The 22098-nt window shown below is 72.1% G+C and carries 16 protein-coding genes and 1 riboswitch; of the genes, 3 read left to right on the plus strand and 13 right to left on the minus strand.

Features of this window, described 5'->3' with window-relative positions:
• The first annotated feature begins 97 nt into the window (after positions 1-97).
• A complete protein-coding gene (locus P3T35_RS18315) occupies positions 98-2152 on the plus strand; it encodes an acyltransferase family protein (protein WP_101382145.1) in 2055 nt (684 codons plus the stop codon).
• A gap of 10 nt (positions 2153-2162) precedes the next feature.
• Here the strand turns inward: P3T35_RS18315 and P3T35_RS18320 are convergent, their stop codons facing one another.
• The 6 genes from P3T35_RS18320 to P3T35_RS18345 form a co-directional block, all read right to left on the minus strand.
• Entirely contained in the window at positions 2163-3377 is a 1215-nt protein-coding gene (locus P3T35_RS18320) for a hypothetical protein (protein WP_101382144.1), read from the minus strand.
• A 24-nt stretch (positions 3378-3401) separates the two neighbouring features.
• The gene (locus P3T35_RS18325) at positions 3402-4850 is read right to left on the minus strand and encodes a glycosyltransferase family 2 protein (RefSeq protein ID WP_228718181.1); all 1449 of its coding nucleotides are present in this window, start codon (positions 4848-4850) and stop codon (positions 3402-3404) included.
• Positions 4851-4942: 92 nt separating this feature from the next.
• A complete protein-coding gene (locus P3T35_RS18330; protein ID WP_143676896.1) occupies positions 4943-5740 on the minus strand; it encodes a hypothetical protein in 798 nt (265 codons plus the stop codon).
• Positions 5741-5841: 101 nt separating this feature from the next.
• Positions 5842-7287 (minus strand): glycosyl hydrolase, encoded by a 1446-nt coding sequence (locus P3T35_RS18335; RefSeq protein WP_143676895.1) that lies wholly within the window; start codon positions 7285-7287, stop codon positions 5842-5844.
• A 96-nt stretch (positions 7288-7383) separates the two neighbouring features.
• Positions 7384-8373: a hypothetical protein gene (locus P3T35_RS18340; protein ID WP_101382141.1), complete on the minus strand. Its 990-nt coding sequence runs from the start codon at positions 8371-8373 to the stop codon at positions 7384-7386.
• Between the two features lie 69 nt (positions 8374-8442).
• Positions 8443-10050 carry a ricin-type beta-trefoil lectin domain protein gene (locus P3T35_RS18345; protein ID WP_101382140.1) on the minus strand — a complete coding sequence of 536 codons (1608 nt, stop codon included), beginning with the start codon at positions 10048-10050 and terminating at the stop codon, positions 8443-8445.
• A gap of 167 nt (positions 10051-10217) precedes the next feature.
• Positions 10218-10340, plus strand: a riboswitch (cobalamin riboswitch).
• 153 nt (positions 10341-10493) lie between these two features.
• On the opposite strand from P3T35_RS18345, the gene P3T35_RS18350 reads away from it, so the two are divergent.
• Positions 10494-12947 carry a ribonucleoside-diphosphate reductase subunit alpha gene (locus P3T35_RS18350; protein ID WP_101382139.1) on the plus strand — a complete coding sequence of 818 codons (2454 nt, stop codon included), beginning with the start codon at positions 10494-10496 and terminating at the stop codon, positions 12945-12947.
• 17 nt (positions 12948-12964) lie between these two features.
• Positions 12965-13960, plus strand: coding sequence for a ribonucleotide-diphosphate reductase subunit beta (locus P3T35_RS18355; RefSeq protein ID WP_101385252.1), 996 nt, complete (start codon positions 12965-12967; stop codon positions 13958-13960).
• Positions 13961-14099: 139 nt separating this feature from the next.
• Here the strand turns inward: P3T35_RS18355 and P3T35_RS18360 are convergent, their stop codons facing one another.
• From P3T35_RS18360 to P3T35_RS18390, 7 genes are all read right to left on the minus strand, one after another.
• Positions 14100-15353: a DUF1906 domain-containing protein gene (locus P3T35_RS18360; protein ID WP_101382138.1), complete on the minus strand. Its 1254-nt coding sequence runs from the start codon at positions 15351-15353 to the stop codon at positions 14100-14102.
• A 261-nt stretch (positions 15354-15614) separates the two neighbouring features.
• Complete coding sequence (gene def, locus P3T35_RS18365) at positions 15615-16247, minus strand: peptide deformylase (RefSeq protein ID WP_101382137.1); 633 nt, start codon at positions 16245-16247, stop codon at positions 15615-15617.
• 72 nt (positions 16248-16319) lie between these two features.
• A complete protein-coding gene (locus P3T35_RS18370; RefSeq protein WP_101382136.1) occupies positions 16320-17303 on the minus strand; it encodes a hypothetical protein in 984 nt (327 codons plus the stop codon).
• A gap of 202 nt (positions 17304-17505) precedes the next feature.
• Complete coding sequence (locus tag P3T35_RS18375) at positions 17506-18939, minus strand: HD domain-containing phosphohydrolase (RefSeq protein WP_280706817.1); 1434 nt, start codon at positions 18937-18939, stop codon at positions 17506-17508.
• A 149-nt stretch (positions 18940-19088) separates the two neighbouring features.
• Complete coding sequence (locus tag P3T35_RS18380) at positions 19089-20465, minus strand: HD-GYP domain-containing protein (protein ID WP_280706819.1); 1377 nt, start codon at positions 20463-20465, stop codon at positions 19089-19091.
• Positions 20466-20800: 335 nt separating this feature from the next.
• A complete protein-coding gene (gene rsrA, locus P3T35_RS18385; protein ID WP_101382135.1) occupies positions 20801-21157 on the minus strand; it encodes a mycothiol system anti-sigma-R factor in 357 nt (118 codons plus the stop codon).
• On the minus strand, positions 21154-21792 hold the full coding sequence (locus P3T35_RS18390; RefSeq protein WP_228718677.1) for a sigma-70 family RNA polymerase sigma factor: 639 nt from the start codon (positions 21790-21792) through the stop codon (positions 21154-21156). Before P3T35_RS18390 ends, rsrA begins: the two co-directional genes overlap by 4 nt.
• Positions 21793-22098: the final 306 nt, after the last annotated feature.

The following is a 22098-nucleotide window of genomic DNA, read 5'->3' on the forward strand; positions in this document are numbered from 1 at the left end:
GCTCGCCCACCCCGGGCAGCGAAGATCCTTTGATATGCCCCTATGATCGAGCGTTCAGAAACCGCCGTCTGGCCGTCCGTCACAGGAGTATCTCCTCATGCATCAAGCGCCCACCGCGCGCCGGGAGCCCTCCGGGTCCGGACCGACCCTGCAGCAGATGCGGGCGGCTCGGGAGGCCGCCGTCGCGGCCGGTCTGCGACCGGCGAGTCCGCCGGTCGACTTCAAGGCCGAGGCACCGGTCGTGCCCCCGCCGCGGCGCGCCGAAGCCGCGGCAGCGTCACCGTCGCTGCGCTACACGGCCGTTGACGGCCTGCGGGGCGTGGCCATCATCTCCGTGCTGCTCTACCACACCAACTGGTTCCAGGACGGCCTGTTCGGTGTGGACGCGTTCTTCGTGCTCTCCGGCTTCCTGGTCACCCTGATCCTGATCCGCGAGCTGGAGCGGCGCGGCCGCATCGCGCTGGGCCGCTTCTACCGCCGGCGTGCCAAGCGGCTGCTCCCCGGCCTGCTGTTCACCCTGGCCGCGGTGCTGGTCCTGGCCGCGCTGTTCAGCCCGCTGCGGGACGCCCAGACCCTCAAGCCCCAGGCCCTGTCCGCGCTGCTGCAGTACGCCAACTGGTCCCAGATCGCCAACGGCAGTGCGTACTGGGAGCACTTCGCCGGCATCACCCCGTTCGCCGCGATGTGGTCGCTGAGCATCACCGAGCAGTTCTACGTGGTCTGGCCGCTGCTGCTCGGCCTGCTCTTCGTGCTCTTCCGCCGCTCGCTGGGGGCCACGGCCGTCGCCGTCTTCGTGCTGTTCGGTGCCTCGGCCGCGGTGGCCCCGCTGCTGTGGAACGGCAGCAACAGCGACCGCCTCTACCTCGGCACCGAGACCCGCGCGGTCGCCTTCGCCGCCGGTGCGGCCGCGGCGTTCGCGGTGCACCTGCTGAACCGCCGCTCGGCCGGCAGCGCCCAGGGCCGGGGCCGCTCCCGCAAGGCGGGCAAGGCCGGCTCCGGCAGCCTGGCCACCACCGCCCTGCTGAACCTGCTGGGCGCGGGCGCGCTCGGCGCGGTGGTCTGGCTGAGCCTCAAGGTGCCGAACTACCACAGCCCGTTCCTCTACAAGGGCGGCCTGGCCGTCGTCGCCGCCCTGGTGGCGGTGCTGGCCGCCTCCCTCTGCCACCCGCGCGGGCCGCTGGTCAAGCTGCTCTCGCTGCCGCCGCTGGTGCTGACCGGGCGGATGTCCTACAGCCTCTACCTGCTGCACCTGCCGGTCTACTGGATGATGCAGCAGCACCTCGACGACGTCTCACCGGCGATGCTGTTCGGCGTGGGCGGGTCGATCACCTGGGGCCTGGCGCTCTTCCTGCACTTCGGCACCGAGGCGCTGCGCCGCCGCGACTGGCGGCCCAGCCGGGCCGTGCCGCTGATGACCGCGGCCGCGCTGGCGATCGGCGCCGCCTCCTGGTACCTGCCGTCGTTCGTCGCCCAGCAGATGCGCCCCGCCGGCCGGCCGCTGGTCGTGTCGCTCGGCGACTCCTTCTCGGGCGACCTGGCCACCGGGCTCTACCTGAACGGCGCCCGGTACGCCGTGGTGGACGGCAGCGTCAGCGGCTGCGGGATCTTCGACCCGGACAAGGTGCGCGGCACCTCCCAGGTCGAGTTCGACACCACTCCCGACTGCCGGCAGCGGTCGGCCCTGTGGAACAAGGACCTCAGGACCGGCAACCCGAAGGCGGTCCTGCTCCACCTGGGCTGGGACGCCGCCCAGCAATCCCTGAACGGCGCCTGGCTCTCCCCGTGCGATGCCGCCTACCAGTCCCGCTACCGCACCCAGCTCACCGACGCCGTCAACCAGATCAGGCAGCAGGCGCCCGGCGCCAAGGTGCTGCTGATGAACGAGCGGCTGGAGAACGGCGCCATCAACCGCAAGTGGGGCACCTGCTTCGACCAGCAGATCGGCGACTTCATCAAGGCCTCGAACGGCACGGTCCGGCTCGTCGACCTGAACGAGTTCCTGTGCCCGCAGGGCGCCTGCCGGTGGGAGGACGACAAGGGCGCGGCGATCTACCCGCCGGGCGACGGCGTGCACCTGACCCCGGCCGGGCGCCGACTGGTCACCCCGTGGCTGGAGAACCAGATCAGCGCCGCGCTGGCCGCGTCGTCCTGACGGACGCGGCTCAGCCGGCGGGCTGTTCGGGGACCTCGTAGCTGCCGGAGAAGCACTGCCGGATCGCCGCCTCCGACTGCGCCCGCCCCGCGAAGTCCATCCGGGGCGTGTCATCGTTCACCGGCAGCGTGGGGTCGGTCCCGAAGTAGAGCGACCAGAGGTACATCCCGGCGAGCTGGCGCTGCGCGGCCACCTGGCAGACGGCGGTGAACCACTTCGCCTGGACCGCCTCGTTGACCGTCCGCTTGGTGGTGAAGTCGCCCGGCTTGGCGTAGGCGCCCTGCTGGGCCGGGATGCCCACCTCGGAGAGCGTGACGCCCGGCAGCGGCCCCTTGCCCTTCTTGTCCAGCCAGGTGTTCCAGCTGTTGACCAGGGTGGACACCGGTGACTGGTCGGTCGCCGACTTGGCCGGGAAGTAGGCGTCCACGCCCTGCGATTCGGCCGGGACGGGGATGTCGCCCCTGGTGAAGTTGTCCCAGTTGGCGTCATAGCCGACGTCACCGTGGAAGACCTGCTTGGCGTCCGATATCAGGGTCTGCCAATGCGCGTCGCTCTCCAGCGAGTTGAACTCGGTGCCGATCGTGAAGGAGGCCGCGCCGTGCTTCTGGGCGCTCTTCAGGTACGGCTGCAGGAACGACTCGTAGCTGCCGAACCAGGCGTCCCGGTCGGTCGGTGCGATGGTGCCGCGCCAGTCGCCGGCCGGGTCGTCCAGCGCCGCCTCGTCCATGATCGGACGGACCGTCACCTTCAGCCCGGCCCGCCGGGCCGTGTCGATCAGGATGCCCAGCCGGTCCGGGCTCGGCGTGGTCGGGTGCGCCGACACCGCGTTCGCGCGCAGGCCGGTGGTGTAGAAGGGGAACGAGACCGCGATGGCGTTGGCGTTCAGCCCCACCACGTACTTCACGATGCGGTCGGCCTTGCCCTGGACGTAGGCGTCGGCGTCCGCCGGATCGTCCAACCAGTAGACCTGGATGCCCCATTCGGGCATGCCGGCCTGCCACGGCTTGGCCACCTTCGGCCCGGTGTCGGCCGACGGCTGCGCCGACGCGGTGGCGCCCGGCTGGGCCGTCGGGGCGGCACTCGCGGTGCCCGCACCGGGCTTCAGCACGGTCGACGCGCTCTTGGCGCGGTCGAAGTTGATCGGATGGTCGCCGTAGAGCACCGGCACGGCGGCGGTCACGGCCACCACGGCGATCGGCAGGACATAGACGATGTAGCGCTTCACGAGAGTTGGTCCCGATCGGATGGGTCAGGCCGGCTTTGCGATGACGACGAACTTGTTCTCCTCGCGCCGCAGGAACTTGATCAGGCCGCGCAGCCCGCCCAGTCCCTCGATGAAGGAGAACAGCGGGATGGCCGCCACCACGACCATCGGCTCCCACCACTTGCGGCGGTGCTGGGCCGAGCCGACGACGTTCAACCGCAGCCCCTCCCAGTACGTCCAGATCACGTAGGCGAAGTTGAGCGCCCAGACGAGGGTCACCGACTGGGTCACCGGGGAGGTGTTCATGTTGCCGGTGAACCAGGCGACCAGCAGCACCAACCCGACGTGCTGGAGCGGGCCGAGCACCCAGCTGACCATCCCCATGCCGATGAAGAGCCGGAACCGCAGCGCGATCGTCGGGTTGAAGCAGAGCGCGACCAGGCCCCAGGCCCAGCGCTCCCGCTGCTTCACGAAGTCCCTGATCCCGGCCGGCGAGGCGCCGTAGCAGCGGCCGTTGAACCAGTCGCTGCGGCCCGGGTAGCGCAGGCAGAAGTTGAGCGCCAGCTGGGCGTCCTCGACGATCGTGTCCGGGCCGAAGTCCCAGCCGATGGTGGCCTCGATCGAGGACCGCATCAGCAGCAGCTCACCGTGCACGCCGGCCACCGGGGTGCCGGTGCCGGTCATGGCGCGGAACCGGGCGATGTCGTCCGCGGGGCGGATCGCGTCGGCGAGCCAGGTGAAGGTGCTGACCGCGTTCTCCCGGGGGTAGGTCAGGATCCCCTGGGCCATGTGCTTGCCGTCCTGGCCGGCCCGGCGCTGGCGGTTGACGAACTGGGCGGTGGCGGCCGCGGTGTCCGGGCCGACGCCGGTGTCGTCGTCCATGTGCAGCACCCAGACGTCGTCCTCGGCCTCGCCCTCGGCGATCCGCAGCTCGTGCGAGTAGTGGTTGGCCCGGGCCTTGAACTTGGTGCCGTTCGGGGTCTGATAGGCCTTCGGCACGGTGACGACCCGGATCAGCGGGCTGCGCTCGGCCAGCTCGTCGATCTGCTCGGCGGCCGCGCAGCCCTCCTCGGTGAGGATGTCGACCCGCATCCACGGGAAGTACGGCGGCAGGTGCTCCACGTAGGAGAGCACCGAGCGCTCCAGCGCCGGGTAGGTGTCATGGCGGCCGATGGTCGGGACCAGAACGATCAGGAAGTCGTCCTCGGCCGGCACCGCCGGGGTCATCCGGTCCACCTGGCGCAACCGTCGACGCACCATCAGCACGCCCTGGAAGCCGATCAGCACTCCGATCACCGGCATCGACCAGATGATCGTCAGGGCCCAGCCGAGCGGTGTCGGGTTGGGCTCGAACGACCAGATCGAGAAGCCGAAGATCACCAGGAACGACAGGTAGAACGGCATCACCCGGGGCTTCCACGCGCGCTGCCGTTCGGCAAGACGCGCCGCCTCACGGGAGGTGGTCAGCGTAGGGCGTGCGGGAGCGATCGTCATGGCAGTCGGTGGTCCTCGTGAAGGCGGTCGGGCAACCGGCTCCGCGGTCCGGAGGATCCGGCGGGGTCGCAGCGCATCGAGAGTGCGCCAGCCTACCCTTGCGGGCGCGGCGGCTCGGCCTCGGGGGGCCTGATCAGGAACGACGTCGGCTCGCCCGTCGGCCGGGCCGGTGGCGCGGGCGGCGCCGGGTACGGCTGGGCGGGCGGCACCGGGCCACCCCACTGCGGCTGCGCCTGCTGGGGCGCCTGAGGCGGCATCGGCTGCGGCGCCTGCTGAGGCGGCTGCTGAGGCTGCTGCTGCTGCTGCTGCCAGGGTGCCGGCGGCTGGGGCTGGGGCTGGGGCTGCTGGCTCGGCCAGGGAGCGGGCGCGGGCGGCTGCGGGGCGAACGGCGGCTGCGCGGGCGCCGCCCACTGCGAGGGCGCGGGCGCCCAGCCGGCCACCGCCCGATCACCCATCAGCGAGCGGAGCAGCACGACGATCAGGAAGCCGGCCACCAGCACGCCCAGCCCGAAGGTCAGCAGTTTGAGCATCCCCTCGGTGGTGCCGGTGAACCACACCCGCTGCGGCTTGTCGAAGAGCGCCCCGGTCAGGCTCCGCACCCGGTTGTAGCCCTCGACCAGGGCCACACCGACCAGGATCCCGCGCGCCCAGTCCCGGCCGCGCAGGATCATGGAAGCGCCGACCAGGTAGGCCACCGCGTAGTTGAGGTCGCCGGTCTCCGCCTTCATGGCGTCGCCGCCGTAGTAGAAGACGCCCTCGACGAAGGTGAGGAACCCGACCTGGACGAAGCAGTTGTAGGCCGACCAGCCGAGCAGCACCACGGCCCAGCCGGCCGCCACCCAGCCCGCCGATCGCACCGCTCCCGACGGTGCCAGTTCCCCCGAACGCACGCCTGCCTCCCCGGACCCGAACAGATATCAGGCACAGAGTGCCACAGCGGCCCGGTTGTGAAGGCCCCGAGTCCACGATCACAGGCCAATTGTTATGGGGCTCACCTCACGTGCAGTGAACTCCAGTCGGTGGACGAGGAGTAGGCCGCCGCTCCGCCGGTGATCGCCGTCGGAGCGTCATAGCTCGCCTTCACATCGGCGTTGGAGTTGGTGATGGCGTCGGGGTGCAGGTTTCCCGACGTCAGGGACTGCCCCCAGACCGTCCACAGGGTCCAGGGCGTGCGCTGCAGGGTGTCGGGCTGGCGGGAGTTGACCGGCACGGCGAAGGACTCGGCCATGATCCGCGGCTTCTTGTAGGCCGCCAGGCCGTCGTAGTACCGCTTGGTCCACACCTCGCCGGTGCCGATCGGGTGTGTGGGGCTGCCGCTGTAGTCGTCCACCCCGACCAGGTCGACGTACTGGTCACCCGGGTAGTAGTTCCACGGGTCGACGCCGGGCGCGCCGTCCCAGGAGACCGGCGTCCAGGCGAAGACGAGGTTGTGCAGTCCCCTGGTCTTCACCAGGTAGTCGTAGGTGATCCGCCACAGCGCCTGGTAGTCCGCGGGCTTCTGCCCGGACCACCAGAAGCCGTCGCCGCAGCCGGTGGAGTTCATCTCGTGGTACGGGCGGAAGATCACCGGGATGTCGTGCTCGGCGAGGTACTGCAGGTGGTCGGCCACGTACGACAGGTCCTGGATCAGGGCCTGGTACTCCGGGGTCTTGTGCGTGGCATCCACCACCCTGGAGAACCAGCCGGGGTCGGTGGCGGCCGGGGAGTTGCGGCAGAGCACCCGGTCGAACGACTTGACCGGCGAGCCCGGGTACGGCTCGTGGAAGGACATGCCCACGATCCCGGCCGGCGCGCCGCCGTTGTCGGGGATGGTGGTGGTGCTGCCGTCGCAGTTCTGCTGGGTGCCGCTGGTGCCGTAGGTGCCGTCCTGGGCTCTGGGATGGCCCAGCCAGACGGCGGCCAGCAGGTCCACCTCGTCGTCGGTGTACTGCCACTTGGAGGAGCAGGTGGGCCACTTGCCGGCGGAATAGGTGCGCGGGTCGCCCACTCCCCAACTGCTCTGGCCGTAGCCCGGACCGAGGTCGGTCTCCACGAACCCCGGCAGCTTGCCCGTGATGTCGGCGGCCTTCTTGTAGTAGTAGCCGACGCCCTTGATGCCCTCGTAGTCCCCGTAGTCCACGTTGTAAAGCTCGTTCTGCGCCTCTATGTGCTGCCCGATCACCGTGCCCGGCGTCTTTCCGGCCCGGGCACCCTGCTCCAGGTCGGCGAGGAACTGGTAGACCGCGCGGGCCTGCGGGCTGGCCTTGGGGTCGCGCTTGAGGAGGTCGGCGCCGGCCCCGGGCGGCAGCGCCCGGACCGTGCCGAGCTGCCCCCCGGTGGGCGCCGGCCGGTCACCGGGGCTGGCGCCCTCCAGCGCGCAGGCCGCGGCCACCGTCAGCACCAGCACGGTGCAGCTCAACGCACCGGCCCACGTTCGCGACAGCCGCGGCAGTCCCACCTTCACTCCTCCGGATCGACAAGCTCCGGGGAAGCTTCTCAGGCGAATGCCGGGCGCCCGGCACTCCCCCCTGGCCTGGCATCTCCCGATGGTGCGTCAGGACGACTTGGCTCGCGTCATCAGCCGCTTCTTCATGTAGTCGTCGAAACCGGAGGCCGCCGCCGTCGCATTGCCGTCCGGCGCGGTCCCGCCCGGCTTCGCCGAGCCCTCCACGGTCATGTATCCGTACCGCCCCAGCGTGCCATGGGTGTTGGTGCAGCCGACCGTGATGCAGAACTGCGGCGAGCCCTGGGCCGACAGGCCCATGATGCTGCCCTTGTAGTTCTTCAGGGAGTTGTCCGCCTGTATTTTGTGGTCGAAAACGGCGATGCCCAGGGTCACGGCGCTGTTGCCCGACACATAGGTGACCCGGACGACCTGACGGCACGCCTGGTCGCCGAGCACCGAGCCCAGTCCACCGGTCGTGGCGTCCCAGCAGGGCTGGGTCACGGTGCCGGCGGTCTTGGTCCAGGTCGCGCCGTTCACGGTGACGGTCTGCTCCGGGAAGAGGCTGTCGGCGGTGATCGGGGCGCTGTCGGTGGCGGCGTCCCAGAGCGGCTTGCTCGGATCGTCCCCGCCGCCACCGGTCGAGGCGGTCGGCTTCGGGCCGGTCGAGATCACCGGCGATGCCGGGGAGGTCGGCTGGGTGACCGGATGGCTCGGCTTCTTGTCCTTGGTCAGCACCACCGCGGTGGCGACCACGCCACCGACCAGCACCAGGCCGACCAGCGACCAGACCGCCACCCTCGCCCGGGTCCGCTTCCGCGCCTGGACCTCGTGCGCGTCGGCCATCGCCTCCCAGTCCGGCCGCTCCAACTCGGCGCCCGGCGCGGCGAAGGCCGGCGGCGCCGGCTGCTGGGCGGCGGCGTTCCAGGGCGGGCCGGCCTGCTGCTGCCCCGGGACCGGCGGCCGGCCCGATGACGGCTGCGGCGGCCCGTAGGACGCGGGCGGCGGACCGAATCCACCGCCCGGTGCCGACGGCCCCGCTGGCCCTGGCTGGGCGGGCTGCTGCGGCCAGCCGGCCGGCGTCTGGTTCCCCTCGCTCATGAGCCGAAATCGTAGGCCATGGGCCGCCGCCGCTGCGAGCCTGAGTGCGGTCGGCGGCCCATGGCGCGGTCAGGCCGCCGAGTACCAGACCTGGGCGCCGGTGCCGTTGCAGGTCCACAGGTCCAGCGGGGTGCCCGGGACGGCGGTGGAGCGCGGGTCGTCCAGGCACTTGCCGGAGCCGGGGTTCTGCAGGTAGCCGTCCGGCGACAGCAGCCACTGCTGGGTGGCCGCGCCGGAGCACGGGGCCAGCTGGACGGTGCTTCCGTCGGTCCCGGCGCTGCCGGCGTCCAGGCAGGAACCGGTGGAGACCCGCAGGGTGCCGTCGTTGACGAACTGCCAGTTCTGCGCCGGGCTGGGCGAGGAGGTGCAGCCGTGCAGGGAGACCGAGGCGGGGCTGTCGGTCCCGCCGCTCAGGCACAGGTTGGTGGTCTTGTTGGTGAACGAGCTCCAGATCGGCTGCCCGCCGTACGGGTAGCGCCAGTCCTGCCCGGCGGCGCCGCAGGTCGACAGGACCAGCCGGGTGCCGTCCGCGGCCGAGGCCGAGGGGTCGGTGAGGCAGAGGCCGGACTCCGGGTTCACCAGCGTCCTGCCGTTCTGCTCCCACACCTGCGAGCCGCGGCCGTTGCAGGGCCAGAGCTCCACCGGCGTGCCGGGCGTGGTGGCGCCGCCGGTGACGTCCAGGCACTTGCCGAGCGCCTGGACGGTGCCGTCGTTGCCGACCGTCCAGCTCTGGCCGGCCGTGGTGGCGCAGCTCCACAGGTCGGCGGGCAGGGCGGTCGCGGCGGGGTCGGGCGCGTTGTCCCCGCCGTCGAGGCACTTGCCCGGGACCCCGGACGTCACATTGCCGGTCGGCAGGCCGACGGCCGGCTGGTAGGAGAAGGAGTTGGTGGCCAGCCCCGCGCCACCGTTCCAGATCTCGAAGCCCGCCTGCACCGAGCAGAGTTCACCGTTGGCCGGCACGTAGCCGCGCACCACGGCGTCGGCGGTGACGGTGCGCAGGTTGAGGTCGTAGACCGAACTGGTCGGGTTGGTCATCAGGTAGCTGATGACCTGCTTGCCGGTGCTCGCCGACTGGTACTCGTAGACCTGGTAGGCCCGACCGCCGAGGGTCACCTGCGGGCCGGCGCTGCCCAGCGGGACCGGTCCCTGCTGCCGGTTGAGCCAGATCATCAGCTCGTGCGACGTGGTCGGGCCGCAGCCGGTGGCGGTGTCCGCGTACCAGATGTCATAGGACACGTCGTACTGCCCAGGGGCGCCGGTGGTGGTCTGCCAGCTGGTCAGGGTGTCGCCCATGGTGGCCACGGGGGTGGGGAGTTGGTTGGCGCGCGGCAGGTAGGAGATCCGCGCATAGGCCCCCGGCGCCCCGGCCTGGGCATTGGTGGCGCTGCTGAGAGCACTGCTGGTGACGGTGAAGTCGGCACCGCCGTCACTGCTCATGCAGACCTCGGCCGACGAGTTCCACTCGTCGGGCATGATCTGGTAGAGACCACCGCCCACGGTGGCCGTGGCGAACGGGCCGTTGGCAGAGGTGCACAGCGATGCCGCCGTCGCCGCCTGCGCGGTGCCGGCCAGCCCGCTCTGCACACCGCCGAGCAGCGCCAGCACGGCCACCGCCGATCGGGCCAGTCGCCAGACCGAGCGGCCCTGCCAGGCCGATGGAGAACGGTCACGCCTCATGTCCAACCCCCCGCGAAAACCAGTTCGACTCCTTGGCGAGGGATGACTCTAGTACGTGCCGACACCGTCCGTACCTAGGGCGCGCCGAGCACAGTCCGCTCGCATTCGGCAAGCGGGCCGACACGGGCCACGGCACTACATCTGGGCCTGCAAACCTCACCCGCCACTAGATGTATGCTCACTTCCGCTGTCGACGCAGGGGAACCTGGTGCGAATCCGGGACTGCCCCGCAGCGGTGTGCGGGCGCCTGCCCGCGAGTCCGAGGGCCTGCCGACGGTGTGCCACCCGGCCTTCCCGCCAAGGCCTTGCAAGCACTGTTCCACCGTCCGGGCCTCGCGGGTGGGCCAGGGGGGCGATGCGCGCCTGACGATCCGGCGCGTCGGCCTGCCCTGCCTCCGTGAGCTCGGACACCCCCAGTCCGCCGTCACAGGAGAGAGTGCGCCTTGACCGTCGCCGCCTCAGTTGCCCTGCCCTCACAGGGGCTCGCCGACGCCGCCCAGTCCGACCCCGGTGCGGAGCTGCTGCGGCTCCTCACCGACCGGAGCGCCGACCTCCCCCAGGTGGACCCCGGCCACGTCGCCGCCGCCGCGCTGCGCGGCCGCCACGCCGGCTCGGACTTCGCCGAGCTGCGCGGGCTGGCCGTGGACGCCGCCGCTTCGATGATCGCCGAGGACCCCCAGTACTCGAAGCTGGCCGCCCGACTGCTGGCCCAGGAGATCACCGACGAGGCCGCCTCCCAGGGCGCCGTCTCGTTCGCCGCCTCGGTCGCCGTCGGCCACGCCGAGGGGCTGATCGGCGACACCACCGCCGACCTGGTGGCCAAGCACGCGGCCGCCTTCGACGCGCTGGTCGACCCGAAGGGCGACGACCGCTTCGAGTACTTCGGGCTGCGCACCGTGCAGTCCCGCTACCTGCTGCGCCACCCGATCACCCGCAAGGTGGTCGAGACCCCGCAGTACTTCCTGCTCCGGGTGGCGGCCGGCCTCGCGGTGGGCGACAGCGAGCAGTCGGTGGCCGAGGTCGCCGAGCTGTACCGCCTGATGAGCCGTCTGGAATACCTGACCAGCTCCCCCACGCTGTTCAACTCCGGTACCCGGCACCCGCAGATGTCCAGCTGCTACCTGCTGGACTCCCCGCTGGACAACCTGGACTCGATCTACGAGCGCTACGCCCAGATCGCCCGGCTCTCCAAGCACGCCGGCGGCATCGGCCTGTCCTACAGCCGGATCCGCTCGCGCGGCAGCCTGATCCGCGGCACCAACGGCAAGTCCAACGGCATCGTGCCGTTCCTGCGCACCCTGGACTCCTCGGTGGCGGCGGTCAACCAGGGCGGCCGGCGCAAGGGCGCGGCCTGCGTCTACCTGGAGACCTGGCACGCGGACATCGAGGAGTTCCTCGAACTGCGCGACAACACCGGCGAGGAGGCCCGCCGGACCCACAACCTCAACCTGGCGCACTGGATCCCGGACGAGTTCATGCGCCGGGTGAACGCCAACCAGGACTGGTCGCTGTTCTCCCCGGCCGACGTGCCGGAGCTGGTCGACCTGTGGGGCGAGGAGTTCGACGAGGCCTACCTGAAGGCCGAGCAGGCCGGCAAGGCCGTCCGCACCATCCCGGCGCAGACCCTGTACGCCCGGATGATGCGCACCCTGGCGCAGACCGGCAACGGCTGGATGACCTTCAAGGACGCCTCCAACCGGGCCGCCAACCAGACCGCGCTGCCGGGCCGCACGGTGCACTCCTCCAACCTGTGCACCGAGATCCTGGAGGTCACCGACGACTCCGAGACCGCGGTCTGCAACCTGGGCTCGATCAACCTGGGCGCCCACCTCGCTGACGGTGCGTCGGCCGGCGACCTGCTGAACGCGATGGACTGGGAGCGGCTGGACGCCACCGTGCGCACCGCCGTGACCTTCCTGGACCGGGTCATCGACATCAACTTCTACCCGACCAAGGAGGCCGGCGCCTCCAACTCCCGCTGGCGGCCGGTGGGTCTGGGTGTGATGGGCCTTCAGGACGTCTTCTTCAAGCTGCGCCTGGGCTTCGACTCCGCCGAGGCCAAGCAGCTGTCCACGCTGATCGCCGAGCGGGTCATGCTCGCCGCCTACCAGCGTTCCAGCGAGCTGGCCGAGCAGTTCGGCCGCCACGAGGCGTACGGCGAGACCCGCGCGGCCCGTGGCCAGCTGCACATCGACCATTTCTTTGGAGACCAGCACAGCGGGGGCGCCACCCAGCAGTGGGCCGACCGCTGGGCCGAACTGCGGGCCCGGATCGCCGAGACCGGTCTGCGCAACTCGCTGCTGCTGGCGATCGCCCCGACCGCGACCATCGCCTCGATCGCCGGCGTCTACGAGTGCATCGAGCCGCAGGTCTCCAACCTGTTCAAGCGCGAGACCCTGTCCGGCGAGTTCCTGCAGGTCAACCCGTACCTGGTGAAGGACCTCAAGGAGCTGGGCGTCTGGGACCAGCAGACCCGGGACGCCCTGCGCGACGCCAACGGCTCGGTGCAGGAGCTGAGTTGGCTGCCCGAGGAGGTGCGTTCGCTGTACCGCACCGCCTGGGAGCTGCCGCAGCGCGCCCTGATCGACCTGGCCGCCGCCCGGCAGCCGTACATCGACCAGAGCCAGTCGCTGAACCTGTTCATGGCGGCGCCGACCATCGGCAAGCTGAGCTCGATGTACGCGTACGCCTGGAAGGTCGGTCTGAAGACCACCTACTACCTGCGGTCGCGCCCGGCCACCCGGATCGCCCAGGCCGCCTCCGGTGCCACCCGCACCGCCGCGCCGACCCCGTCGCTCGGCGGCTCCGCCGCGAGCACCCCCACCATGACCCAGGCCGAGCAGGACGCCATCGCCTGCTCCCTGGAGAACCCCGAGTCCTGCGAGGCCTGCCAGTGACCGCCGACGATCGCAAGATGCTGCTCGACCCCGGCTTCGAGCTGACGCTGCGTCCGATGCGCTACCCGTCGTTCTACGACCGGTACCGGGACGCGATCAAGAACACCTGGACCGTGGAGGAGGTGGACCTGCACTCCGACGTCGCCGACCTCGCCAAGCTGAGCGAGGGCGAGCGGCACCTGATCGGCCGCCTGGTCGCCTTCTTCGCCACCGGTGACTCGATCGTCGCCAACAACGTGGTGCTGAGCCTCTACAAGCACATCAACTCCCCCGAGGCCCGGCTCTACCTCTCCCGGCAGCTGTTCGAGGAGGCGGTGCACGTCCAGTTCTACCTGACCCTGCTGGACACCTACCTGCCCGACCCGGACGACCGCGCGGCGGCCTTCGCGGCGGTGGAGAACATCCCCTCCATCCACCAGAAGGCGCAGTTCTGCTTCACGTACATGAACGCGGTCGACCACCTCGATTCGCTGCAGAGCAAGGAGGACCGCCGGGCCTTCCTGCTCAACCTGATCTGCTTCGCGGCCTGCGTGGAGGGCCTGTTCTTCTACGGCGCCTTCGCCTACGTCTACTGGTTCCGGTCGCGCGGCCTGCTGCACGGCCTGGCGACCGGCACCAACTGGGTGTTCCGCGACGAGTCCATGCACATGGACTTCGCCATGTCGGTGGTGGACACGGTCCGCGAGGAGGAGCCCGACCTCTTCGACGACAAGATGGCCCAGCAGGTCACCGAGATGCTGGAGCAGGCGGTCGAGGCCGAGCTGCAGTTCGCCCAGGACCTCTGCGGTGACGGCCTGCCGGGGATGAACACCGAGTCGATGCGGCAGTACCTGGAGGCGGTCGCCGACCAGCGCCTGGCCCGCCTGGGCATGCCGATCCGCTACGGCTCCACCAACCCGTTCGGCTTCATGGAGCTGCAGAACGTCCAGGAGCTGACCAACTTCTTCGAGCGCCGGGTCTCCGCCTACCAGGTCGCCGTCGAGGGCTCGGTCGCCTTCGACGACGACTTCTAGGCCGAGGCGCCGCGGCCTGGCCCGAAGCACCGCTGCCCCCTGCCGGCCCGAGGCCGGCAGGGGGCAGCGTCATCACCACCTCGCAGTGGGAGATCCACCGGGCCCAGCGCCGGCCGGCCCGCATGGTGCTGCCGGAGGCCTAGGAGTTGACGCTGGCGGCGTCGCCGTCGATCTGCACCGAGACGCCGCCGTAGGTCTCCGTGACGTTGCCGGAGTACTGGTGGACGCGGCGACCGGCCGGCCAGTAGTTCGAGCCGTACGCGCTCAGCATCATGCCGGCGTCGGAGGTGTCCGCCTGGGTGCTCCAGGCCGCCGACCAGAGCACGTCGGGCTCCGAGTACGCGGTGTTGTCGTAGTTGGCGGCGAGGTCCTGGACGCCGCTGTCACCACCGACGTAGGCGCCCGCCCGGAAGGCCTGGCCGCGCACCTCGTCGCTCCAGCCGCTCAGGTAGTTCAGCACCTGGGTCCGGTAGAGGCTGGAGTCGTAGCCCTCCAGGTCGTTGTAGAGCACGGAGCCCGCTCCGAAGCCCAGCGCCTGTGCCTTGCCGATGGCGTCCGCCGCGTCCGCCGCGCCCTGGCTGCGGGCGGCGGCCGGGTCGCCCGGGAGGGCGGAGGCGGAGGGAGCGACGTAGAGCGGCAGAAAGGACCAGCCCGAGGTCGCCAGGGAGGAGACCCAGCTCGGGCTGACGTTGCCGCCCGCGCAGGCGGTGCTGCCACCGAGGTAGAACCCGACGCCCCGGTAGGGGTTGTCGGGGTCCGACATCCAGGAGTTCAGCTGCGTGACGGACGGCGCGGAGCAGGTGTCGAAGGCGCTGCCGGTGATGTCGGTGTCGGGCGCCACGGTCGCGGTGCCGCTCTTGGCCGTCGGGCTCGGAGCCGCGGCCGGGGCGGGGGCCGCGCCGGCGACCACGGTGGCGCCCGCCAGGATGCCATTCACCTGCGCCGGGTCCTTGCCATACGTCGCGGTCAACTGCAGGCCGGTGCCGCGTAGTCGGACCCGGATCTCATGCGCGTGCGCGCCCTCGGCCACGATCCCGGCCGGCACCGCCGTGCCCGGGGCGACCACCGGCGCGGCCGGGCTGAACGCGTTCGGGTGCGGAACCGGCTGGACCAGCACGGCGTCGGTGCGTCCGACCAGGTGGGCCGGGCAGTCCTCGTCGGCACCGGGGGTGCCGAGGTAGACCGTGTTCTTGTCGAAGCGGACGCAGGCGCGCGGGTCCTGCGCCAGGTCGACCACCTGCCACCCGGCCGGCACCTGCAGCCGGTAGCCGTAGTAGTCGACGGTCCGGCTCCCGCCGGTCCCGGCCCGAGCCGCGGGCGCGGCCACCGCCGTCAGGCTCGCAGCGGCCAACAGGACTGCGGCAGCGGTGCCGCCCACCAGACGACTGGACATGAGGGGAATCCCGTCCCTTTGGTTTCAGGTAGCGCATGGTTGCCTCTTCGACTGCCCCGAACCATAGTCAGCATGGTTGGCAATCGGCCGCCCTGACACGGCACGTGCGGCTGCACGGATGGGCTCTGACGGTCACCTCATCACCTCGACGGCGTAATGCGGAACGGGCCGGCCACCCCGGTGGGTGGTCGGCCCGTCCGCTGGTCCCGACTTACGGCGGCCTGGTCAACCGCAGCGTCCCGCAGCCTTCCTGGCGGTTCGTCAGGCCTCGTTGGGCACGGTGGCGTACCGCGGGGTGCCCTCGGCCATCTGCCGCAGCGCGTCCTTGCGGGCCCGCTTGGAGAGCCGGTCGATGTAGAGGTAGCCGTTCAGGTGGTCGGTCTCGTGCTGCAGGCAGCGGGCGAAGAAGCCGGTGCCCTCCACCCGGATGGAGTTGCCGTCCTTGTCCTGGCCGGCCACCACGGCGTAGTCGGGCCGGGGCAGCTCGGCGTAGGCGGTGGGCACCGACAGGCAGCCCTCGTTGCCGTCGTCCAGGGTGCGGCGGCGGCCGACCGGGAGCTCCTCCAGCACCGGGTTGATGATGTGCCCGATGTGCCGCACGTTCTGGTCGTCCGGGCAGTCGTAGACGAACACCTTGGCGTCCACGCCGATCTGATTGGCCGCCAGGCCGACACCCTCGGCCGCGTACATCGAGACGAACATGTCGTCGATCAGCGCGGCCAGGTCGGCGTCGAACTCGGTGACGACCTTGCACTCGCGGTGCAGCACCGGATTGCCGACCACGGTGATCGGGCGGGCGGTGCCCTTGGTCAGGTCGGGCTCCTCGCCGATCACCTTGGCCGGGACGGCCGGCTCGTGGTGCTCATGGGTGTGCTCGTCGTGCTGCTCGGCCATCGGTCCGCTCCTGTAACGCGTGCTCGGTCTGTGCTCAACCTTAGAGGAGGGCCTGAAGACTACGGGGCCCGGTCAGCAGACCTCTTCCACGTCCCGGTAGGCCCGGGTGGTCGGGGAGGCCGCCACCCAGCGGTCCAGCAGCAGCCGGACCAGCCCGGCGGGCGCGGCGATGCCGCACTCCCGCTCGGTCAGCCAGCCGTCGGCCCCGCTGCCCTGGCTCAGGTGGCTGAGGTGCCCTGGATGCGCGGCGTCGCCGTCGTCATGCGGGTCGTGGTGCACGGTGTAGCCGTCGTCGGTGGCCATCCGGCTCTCCGAGCAGGCCCGGCAGAGCAGCCGCACCGAGGAGGTCCAGTCCTCGGCCGCGTAGCCCGCCTCGGCGACCAGCCGCTCCAGGGCGTCCCGGTCCGTCTCGGTGGCGGCCTGCAGCAGCACCACATAGGTCGGCACCGGGGACGGCGCCCACAGCTCGATCTCGTCGAACACCGGGAACGCGGCCCCGCCCGCCACCCGCTCGCCGTGCGGGGCGCCGTCGTGCAGCACCACCTCGCCCCAGCGGCGGCCGGAGGACGGCAGCGGGATGGACAGCACCTCCACTCTGGCCGGATCCAGTCTACGGCCCCAGACCACCTCGGACTCGCCCTCCGGGGAGAGCCGCACCGGGGTGGTGCCCAGATCGAGGCGGACCGGCCCCTCGGCGGCCGGGCCGCCTTGCAGCTTCAGCCCGTACGCCTGCCAGGCCCGGCGGGCCAGCGGCCAGTCCTGCAGGGCGGTGGCGGTGATGCCCAGGTTCCACCAGTCGGGGGCGCCCTGGTCGCGGTCGAGCAGCGCGACCGCGCGCAGGCCCGCGACCCGGGCCTGCTCCCAGTCCCGGCGGAACTTGTGCAGCAGGGCCAGGTTGAACCAGGAGTCGGAGAGCCAGGGCTCCAGGTCGGCCGCCATCACCAGAAGAGCACCGGCATCCTCGTACCGCCCGTCGCCGATCAGCGTGAAGGCCCGGTCGGTCGTCTGCCGCCAGGTGGCGGACGGCCGATGCCGTGCCCGGTGGAAGATCTTCACGTTGCCCTGCCGCCCGTCCGCTCGGTCCCGCTGAGTCCTACTGATTCCTGGTATGTCCGGTGAGCTGCGCTGTCGGCCGGAGCCGAGAGCCGGCGGGCCCCCGGTCCGGTAGTTCCACGCTATGACCGCATCCAACCACGGCTGCAGCGGGGTGCGCTCACTGCACGAGGTTCCCGCTCGGCGCGGGCGAGCGTACCGGGGTTCACCCGCTCTCGGTGCGCGCCACCGTGCACCGGCCCACGCCCGCCGCGCGCAGCCTTTCCAGGGCGGCCACCACCACCGGGTCGTAGGTCCGGCCCGCGCCGTCGCGCAGGGCGGACAGCGCCGCCGCGTCGTCCGCCGCCGGGCCGACCAGGTCCTCGTGGGCGTTGGCCACCCGGATGATCCGCGCGGCCAGCGGCAGCGTGCGGTCGGCCCGGCCGTCCGGGCCGGTCAGCGGATCGGCCGAGCGCGCCACCTGCTCGGCCACCGGGATCGGCACCCCGGTGCAGCGGATCACCTCGCTGCCCAGCCGGGCGATCCGCTGCTGGTCGGGCTCCGGCAGGCCCGCGGTGGCCCCGCCGCGCACCGGCTCGACCAGCGAGAGCTGGCCGATGTCGTGCATCAGCGCGGCGTACTCCAGCAGGGCGAGCTGCTGGGTGCCCAGCCCCAGCTCACGGCCGAGCGCGCAGGCGGTGTCGGCCACCCGACGGGCATGGCCCGGGGCGGTGTAGCCGGCCACCTCGGTGGCCCGGGCCAGGGTGGCGATGGTCTGGCCGTAGGTGGCGCGCACCGCCGCGGCCCGCCGGAACGAGGCCTGGGCGAGCAGCAGCGGTAGGCAGAACACCGGCAGCGCCCACAGGCCCACCTCGCCGGCCGCCAGGCTGACCAGCATGCCGGTCGCGGCGATCGCCGAGCCGATCCCGCACAGCGCGCGCACCTGGTCCTCCAGCACGGCGCCGAACCGGCCGCCCGGCTGCTGCAGGGTCGCCAGCACCGCGTCGGCCAGGCCGACCAGCGCGGCCACCAGCACCAGGAACGCGCCGTAGGCCGGGCCGGCCAGCGGCATCCGGTCCAGCGCGCCGCTGAGGTAGAGCGGCTGGAACAGGATGGCGGCGAACCCGACGGTGAGCAGTCGGCGAGCCGCGCCATCGGCCCAGCCGACCGCCGCCGGGACCCGGCAGCGCAGCGCACCGCAGGCGGCCGCGCGCCAGTCCCGGGAGCGGGCCTGCGGGCGGCTCGGGCTGTGCGGGCGGGCGGGGGTGCGGGGCCTGGGCACGGTGGCCCGCCGCTCGCCGCGCCGGCGGTGCCAGGCGGCCCGGCCGGCCGACCGCAGCAGCGCGCCGGCCAGCGCGCCGACCCCGGTCACCGCCACCGCCTGCAGCACCCCGTGGCCGGTGGGCAGCCCGTGCAACGGGCCGAGCAGCGCGTAAGCCAGCCCGGCCGCCGCGCCCAGCGGCGCCTGCCCGTGCTCGCCGGGCGCGCCGGCCCGCACCGCCTCGCCGACGGTCACCAGCGCGGCGAAGCTGCATGCCACCTCGGGCTCGGCCAGGCCGCGGGCGACCAGCTTGGCGACGGCCGCCGCGAGCAGCAGCAGCGCGGCCGCACGGACCAGCGACGCCCCCGTCACCACCGGGCGGGGCGAGCCGGTCAGCAACCGGCTCCCCGGCGAGCAAGGCGACCCGGCCGGCGACCGGCTCCCCATCGAGCGAGACGCCCCGGCCGGCGACCGGCTCCCCGCCGAGCGGGACGACCCAGTCAGCGACCGGCTCCTCACCAGGCGGGCCGGCCCGGTCGGCGGCCGGCTCACCGCCCGCCGCCGGCGCTCACCCGGGGCGCCGGTTCCGGCACCCCGAGCGGGATGTCCGGCACGTCGGCGTCCGCCGGATCCGCGGCCGGCAGCACCGGCTGCCAGCCGTGCCGGTCCACCGCGGCGACCAGGGCGTCCACCATCACCGGGTCGAACTGGCTGCCGGCGCACCGGCGCAGCTCGGCCACCGCCTCGGCGACCGGGCGGCCGCGCCGGTAGGAGCGGGTGGAGGTCATCGAGTCGAAGGCGTCGGCGACCGCGATGATCCGGGCGAACTCGGGGATCCGGTCGCCGGCCAGGCCGTGCGGATAGCCGCGGCCGTCCATCCGCTCGTGGTGGTGCAGGATCGCGGCATGCGCCTCGCCGAGGAAGTCGATGCCGCGCACCAGCTCGTGCCCGTACTCCGGGTGCACCTCGACGGCCCGGCGCTCCGCCTCGGTCAACGGACCGTTCCTGCGCAGCAGTTCGGTGGCCACCCCGAGCTTGCCGACATCGTGCAGGGTGCCGGCGAAATGCAGGGTGCGCAGCCGCTCGCCGGCCATGCCGAGCTGACCGGCGATCAGCACCGAGGCCCGGCCGACCCGCTCGCTGTGGCCGCGGGTGTAGGCGTCCTTGATCTCCACGGCCTGCACCAGCGCCTCCACGGTGGCCCGGTGCGCCGACCACTCCCGCTGCCCCTGGGCCAGCACCCAGGCCGAGACCGAGAGCGGCAGCAGCGCCAGCACCGCGGCGAAGCCGCCGTACGGGCCCTGCCAGAGCACCGCCATCAGCAGGCCCCCGAGGGCGTGCAGCAGCGCCGCCGGGCCGGGCAGCGCGATCGCGGCGCGGCCGCGCCGGTCGGCCCGGCGCTCGGCGAGCAGCCGGACCCCGGTCACCAGGGCGCCGTTGACCAGGCAGAACGCCAGCACGGCGACCAGCGCCGGGAGCAGCGCGGCCGGGTAGCGGGCGCCGAGCAGCAGCCGGGGACCGTCGAGGCGGCGGAACAGCACGGCGGCGGTCCAGGCGGCGACGGCCAGTTGGGCGGCGTTGAACGCCCGGCGCAGCCGCTCCGGTTCGGCTCCGGTGGCCATGGCGGGCAGCGCGACCAGCGCCGCGGCGCCCGGCGGCAGCATCAGCACCCCGGCGAAGAGCACCGGCAGGAAGCTGCCCGGGCCCGGGACGGGCTCCGGTCCGCTGAGCGGCGCGCTGCGGCGCAGCAGGGCGCGGAGCCGGTGGAGGCCGCGCCGGAACGGGGAGGGCACGCCCTGGGCGAACGACTCCCAGCAGGCGTGCAGCCCGGCCAGCAGGGCGACCCTGGGCCAGTCCACCGGCCCGGTCCAGCTGACCGGGAACGGCAGCAGCACGGCCCCCGCCCCGGTCAGTACCAACAGCACGTATCCGCGGGCGGGCGCGGTCAGCGGCGCCGGTGTTCGCTCTGGGAGCGCGCGGCCCCCGCGATCGTCAGCGATCTCAGCCTCCCCACCTCACCGGACTCGTGCTCGGAGGGTCCGGACTCATCCTCGGAGGATAGGGCGCGGCCGGGGTGCCGATGCCCGGCATGGCGCGATACCCGCCATGCCGCCGCCCACACTCACCCGATCAGGTGACACAAGCGAACTGACGGACCATCGGACCATCGGCAGGGGCGCACAGACGAACGAACGGGGGCCCGGGAGCGTGTGCTCCCGGGCCCCCGGTTCGAGGCGCCTCTCACTCGGCAGGCGTCAGCTCACTCGGTGGGCGTCGCCGCCTGACCGGCCGTCAGCAGACCCGACTCGCCATGGGCCGGCGCCTGCGGATCGACCTCGGCCACCGGCTCGCCGCCGCGCTGGCTGGCCCGGATGGTGTCGATCCGCGCCAGCACCTTGGCCCGCAGATCCGCCGGGGTGGCGTCACAGCCGCAGGACCGCTTGATCAGGGCCTTGATGGCCTGCTCCAGGCCGTACTTCTCCAGGCAGGGCGAGCACTCGTCGAAGTGCTCGCGCAGCTTGGCGCAGTCACCCTCGGCCATCTCGTTGTCGAGGAACTCGTAGAGGTGGTCGAGCACCTCACCGCAGTCCGTCTCATGCGGGTTCCCGCAGCTCATGAGCCCGCGCCTTTCGCCTCGCGCCCAGCCCCGCTGCCGGCCGGGACCAGCCCGCGCTCGCGGGCGTAGTCCTCCAACATGCCGCGCAGCTGGCGGCGGCCACGATGCAGTCGGGACATCACCGTACCGATGGGGGTGCCCATGATGTCGGCGATCTCCTTGTATGCGAAGCCCTCGACGTCCGCGAGGTAGACCGCGATGCGGAACTCCTCCGGGATCGCCTGCAGGGCGTCCTTCACATCACTGTCCGGCAGGTGATCGAGGGCCTGGGTCTCGGCCGAGCGCAGACCGGTCGACATGTGCGACTCGGCGCGGGCCAGCTGCCAGTCCTCGATCTCCTCGGCCGCGGTGCGCTGGGGCTCCCGCTGCTTCTTGCGGTACGAGTTGATGAAGGTGTTGGTCAGGATGCGGTACAGCCAGGCCTTGAGGTTGGTGCCCTCACGGAACTGGTGGAAGGAGGCATAGGCCTTGGCGAAGGCCTCCTGGAGCAGGTCCTCGGCGTCGGCCGGGTTGCGCGTCATCCGCAGCGCGGCCGAGTACATCTGGTCCAGGTAGCCGAGCGCGTCACGCTCGAAGCGGGCGCGCCGGGCCTCCTCGGTCTCGTCGGAGGACACCCGGAAGGTGTCCTCGCCGATCGCCTCGGCCAGCTCGTCTCCAGTCAGCGGTTCCCCGCCCGACGGCTCCGACCCGGCCGGGAAGTCGGCCCCACCGGGGCCCACGTGCGGCTCGTCCTCGGTCGCGACGACCGGACCCACCTCCTCGGTACTGCGGGCACGACCCACCGCGGGCCCGCCCGAAAGCGAGGATATCGGGCTCACGGACTTCTCGCCCCCGACAACCCACTCGGACCAAGGGAGGAACGCACTCTCCGCGTTCCGCTCCTCGGGCCGCTCGGGGCACGCGATCGAACCCATGTGCGCTGCCTTTCCGCCTGACCACCT

Origin of the sequence: Kitasatospora sp. GP30 (genome assembly GCF_029892145.1) — a bacterium.
GTDB lineage: Bacteria > Actinomycetota > Actinomycetes > Streptomycetales > Streptomycetaceae > Kitasatospora > Kitasatospora acidiphila.

Coding starts and splice junctions, on each gene's coding strand:
- P3T35_RS18315 (WP_101382145.1), top strand. CDS start 98: ATGCATCAAGCGCCCACCGCGCGCCGGGAGCCCTCCGGGTCCGGACCG.
- P3T35_RS18325 (WP_228718181.1), bottom strand. CDS start 4,850: ATGACGATCGCTCCCGCACGCCCTACGCTGACCACCTCCCGTGAGGCG.
- P3T35_RS18340 (WP_101382141.1), bottom strand. CDS start 8,373: ATGAGCGAGGGGAACCAGACGCCGGCCGGCTGGCCGCAGCAGCCCGCC.
- P3T35_RS18345 (WP_101382140.1), bottom strand. CDS start 10,050: ATGAGGCGTGACCGTTCTCCATCGGCCTGGCAGGGCCGCTCGGTCTGG.
- P3T35_RS18355 (WP_101385252.1), top strand. CDS start 12,965: ATGCTGCTCGACCCCGGCTTCGAGCTGACGCTGCGTCCGATGCGCTAC.
- P3T35_RS18360 (WP_101382138.1), bottom strand. CDS start 15,353: ATGTCCAGTCGTCTGGTGGGCGGCACCGCTGCCGCAGTCCTGTTGGCC.
- def (WP_101382137.1), bottom strand. CDS start 16,247: ATGGCCGAGCAGCACGACGAGCACACCCATGAGCACCACGAGCCGGCC.
- rsrA (WP_101382135.1), bottom strand. CDS start 21,157: ATGAGCTGCGGGAACCCGCATGAGACGGACTGCGGTGAGGTGCTCGAC.